General features: G+C 32.3%; 6 protein-coding genes. All 6 read right to left on the minus strand.

Annotation, left to right across the window (positions count from 1 at the left end):
• Positions 1-299 precede the first annotated feature (299 nt).
• Positions 300-791 (minus strand): Imm26 family immunity protein, encoded by a 492-nt coding sequence (locus HMPREF9075_RS08610; RefSeq protein WP_009416153.1) that lies wholly within the window; start codon positions 789-791, stop codon positions 300-302.
• Positions 792-812: 21 nt separating this feature from the next.
• On the minus strand, positions 813-1,604 hold the full coding sequence (locus HMPREF9075_RS14030) for an RHS repeat domain-containing protein (protein ID WP_009416154.1): 792 nt from the start codon (positions 1,602-1,604) through the stop codon (positions 813-815).
• Positions 1,605-1,666: 62 nt separating this feature from the next.
• Positions 1,667-2,104, minus strand: a complete 438-nt coding sequence (locus HMPREF9075_RS08620) for a hypothetical protein (RefSeq protein ID WP_009416155.1) — start codon at positions 2,102-2,104, stop codon at positions 1,667-1,669.
• Positions 2,088-2,225: a hypothetical protein gene (locus tag HMPREF9075_RS12685; RefSeq protein WP_157049243.1), complete on the minus strand. Its 138-nt coding sequence runs from the start codon at positions 2,223-2,225 to the stop codon at positions 2,088-2,090. Before HMPREF9075_RS12685 ends, HMPREF9075_RS08620 begins: the two co-directional genes overlap by 17 nt.
• Before the next feature lie 94 nt (positions 2,226-2,319).
• Positions 2,320-2,478, minus strand: a complete 159-nt coding sequence (locus HMPREF9075_RS13245; RefSeq protein ID WP_009416157.1) for a hypothetical protein — start codon at positions 2,476-2,478, stop codon at positions 2,320-2,322.
• A gap of 54 nt (positions 2,479-2,532) precedes the next feature.
• On the minus strand, positions 2,533-2,955 hold the full coding sequence (locus tag HMPREF9075_RS08625) for an NTF2 fold immunity protein (protein ID WP_009416158.1): 423 nt from the start codon (positions 2,953-2,955) through the stop codon (positions 2,533-2,535).
• Between the last annotated feature and the right edge of the window lie 175 nt (positions 2,956-3,130).

Here is a 3,130-nt window from a genome sequence, read left to right on the forward strand (position 1 = left end):
AGGAGTTCTCATCAAACACCCAAGTGATAAGATTATCAGTTACAAGCTCTTCCTTGTCATAAACTAACAAGTTGTCTTTATCTCTACTGAGATTAGGTCGTTCGCTTAGGTCATACTCCCATTCGTGGAGAGGTACATTCCCGTCCCACAGAAAACGCTTGATGCGCTTGCTACTGAGGTTTATCTTTGCCGTGCGTCTGCCGAGGGCATCATACTCAAAGGCAAAATGTACCCTGTCGTTATTGGCGACACTCTTTTAAACTTCTATATTAGTATTCCAAGAATAGGACTACAGCTACCTAATTATATCCTTCAGGTAAAGGAAAAATATTTTCTCCTTCTGGATAGTTTTCTATATTATTACTTAGCCAAAGCTCAAAATACCTATAATTATCAAAAAAAGCATTAATATAACCTTTTTTGACCAAAGACAAATATTCATCAGTTTTTACTTTAACTATTCCCTCATTTACACTCATAATTTTTGACTCTTTTATAAAACGTAACTTATTATGTGGCATAAAAATAGCTAAATCTGGCCATTTTATATTTTCTTTTTGTAAATCAACATACCCTACCAATGTCCATATTTTTTTATTGATTGCTGTTTCTTTGCCAAATTTATAAATTTTTAATCCTTTTATCAAAAGTTCTTGTATATTATTAGTTTGTATTTCTGAGGAATAATCAAAAATACCAAAACCACATTCTCTTATTAAACAAAGGTATGCATACTTATTATTGGGCATTTTTATTTCATATATGTTGCCATATTTTTTTCTCTTTGACATAATATTATCTTTTTGTACTTATTAGTGAAGTTTTTCTAAATCTGGATTTTCTGCATAAAAGGCATCCATATATCTATTTCCTTTTTTTGCATTCCCATTTTTATCTATACCAAAATTTCTATCTGCTATTCCATTAATTTGATCTGCTGCTGTTCCAGCTTTTTTCTCTACTTGTATATAATAGTGTTCGCCACCTCTCATAGCATTATAGTTGTCATTTACAAAAACAGGAGTTAAGCTTCCTATATCTTTTCTGTGATGGTTTGATTTACGTTTTTTTAATGCTCTTGAAATATCTTCTGTAGAATCTTTACTCCCTATACCTTTTGTTCTTCCCGTATATATTTCTCCTGTTGGTACACCATTTGCATCTAAAACAGGAGCTTGATACACAACATACACATTTTCTAGCCCCCACGGATCAATCCACCCATTACAATCGAATACATACCCATAAAACGCCAGTCCCCCCGCCAACCTTATCGGGTCTTGGCTAATATAAGTACCGCTTTCAGGTGAGTAATAACGGAAACGGTTATAAGCTAACCCAATCTCCTCATCATAATACTGTCCTTGATATAAGAAAGGAATAAACGAACTATCCCCAGCAATAGCATTCCCATAAATATCTAACTCTCGTGCCCACACCTTTTCCCCATTTTCATCATACGCCTCATACGGCGTTCCTAAATGGTCGGTGAGGATGCTATACGATTTATCACCTACAAGTTTAGCCGCAGGCACAAAGGAGTTCTCATCAAACACCCAAGTGATAAGGTTATCAGTTACAGGCTCTTCCTTGTCGTAAACCAACAAGTTGTCCTTATCTCTACTGAGATTAGGTCGCTCGCTTAGGTCATAGATGATATATTATTTTAGCAAAAAGCAATGTCAGCTGTACCTATCTCTACAATGTTATAATTACCATCTTCTACTTTAATTTTAATGCCGCAACCATGTTCAATATCAAACTCTGTCCTAAATCCTAATCCGAATAATTCACATTCATTTTGTTCAAACAGAATGAAAATTTTTAATAGTTTTATCTCATCATATTCTATATTTATATGATAAATATTTTCACCCCATTCCTTAACAGCATCCATACATTTATTGTACCATTTTGAAAAGTTATCTATAAAATCAGCTATTTTTTTGCAATAACTATCACTTAATTTCTCTTCTGAAGCGTCCAAATCATCAGATAAGATTAGTCTAATTTTCTTATTTATTTTCCTAATAAAAATTTCTTTTGAAAGATCTTTATCAAACTTAATTTTTGTCTCTCTCATTTTTCTAATGGTATTTTTCATTCAATTCTTTTGCTTTATCTTTAGCAGCTTTAGTATCATATTCAACTCCAATTTCAAATTGTTTAACAGCTCCTTCATGAGGTAATTTTGCTTTGTGTTCTGAGGTATAAACTAATTGCATTATACATGAATTTGTTTTTTCATCATATGCTGCATGATGCCATACGACCACTGCTCGGTTTTAATCCGTACTTATTTTAAATGTAAAATTACAATTAATATTTCAATTTGCAAACATACGACTCCTCAGTAGCTTCCTCAAAAAGCTGCCCAAAACTCTTGTGAGAATGGTGATTAGCTACCTTCTCCACTCCTTTATTGAACGCCTTATTAGGAACTTTACCAAAGAACCAACCTAATATACCTGTAGACATATTCTAACGGGTGTTATCTCTTATTTTAAAATTCAAATTTTGTGAGTATATCATCTATAAAAATATTGCTTTCCATTTATCGTCTAAAAGAAAACATTTTTTTTTAGAATCAATGAGCCAATACTCTCCTTTTTTTAAAAGTATATACATATACTTAGTTTTCAGTGGAGATTCTCTGTAAGTTATAACTATTATTTTTTTATTTTCTTCTGTTACTTCTTCTATTACTTCTTTATCAGGATCGTATTCATAATAACCGTTAGTTCCATAATCTATAACATTAGGACGCCCATAAGTACGCTTTTTATTTGTACAAAATTTATTAAATAATTTCACAAGTAACTCCTTCTTTCTCTCTGTTTTTTCTTGATAAGAAAGACTTACCTCCTTCTCAATGTTGTTACATTCTTTTTCCCATAGATTCATTTCCTTTATAAAATCTACGACTACATTTTTTGCAATTTCTAAATCATTCATCTTTAATATATTTTAGTGTGAATTTTCAAATTCTTTCGATAGTTTTTCTCCATTAGGTGCTGTAGCAGTATAGGTTACTTTTGTTGGACGTGTCCCTCCATTAGCATATTCAAACTCAATAGTAATACCCCCGCTGGTGCAAGCTTGCAGCTCGTGCCCAATTCAAAATTCACAA

It is taken from the genome of Capnocytophaga sp. oral taxon 332 str. F0381 (assembly GCF_000318275.2).
In the GTDB taxonomy this organism is placed as follows: domain Bacteria; phylum Bacteroidota; class Bacteroidia; order Flavobacteriales; family Flavobacteriaceae; genus Capnocytophaga; species Capnocytophaga bilenii.

What these genes read in the sequence shown, in the direction of transcription:
- HMPREF9075_RS08610 (WP_009416153.1), bottom strand. Translation starts at nt 791, where the DNA reads ATGTCAAAGAGAAAAAAATATGGCAACATATATGAAATAAAAATGCCC.
- HMPREF9075_RS08620 (WP_009416155.1), bottom strand. Translation starts at nt 2,104, where the DNA reads ATGAAAAATACCATTAGAAAAATGAGAGAGACAAAAATTAAGTTTGAT.
- HMPREF9075_RS12685 (WP_157049243.1), bottom strand. Translation starts at nt 2,225, where the DNA reads ATGCAATTAGTTTATACCTCAGAACACAAAGCAAAATTACCTCATGAA.
- HMPREF9075_RS13245 (WP_009416157.1), bottom strand. Translation starts at nt 2,478, where the DNA reads ATGTCTACAGGTATATTAGGTTGGTTCTTTGGTAAAGTTCCTAATAAG.
- HMPREF9075_RS08625 (WP_009416158.1), bottom strand. Translation starts at nt 2,955, where the DNA reads ATGAATGATTTAGAAATTGCAAAAAATGTAGTCGTAGATTTTATAAAG.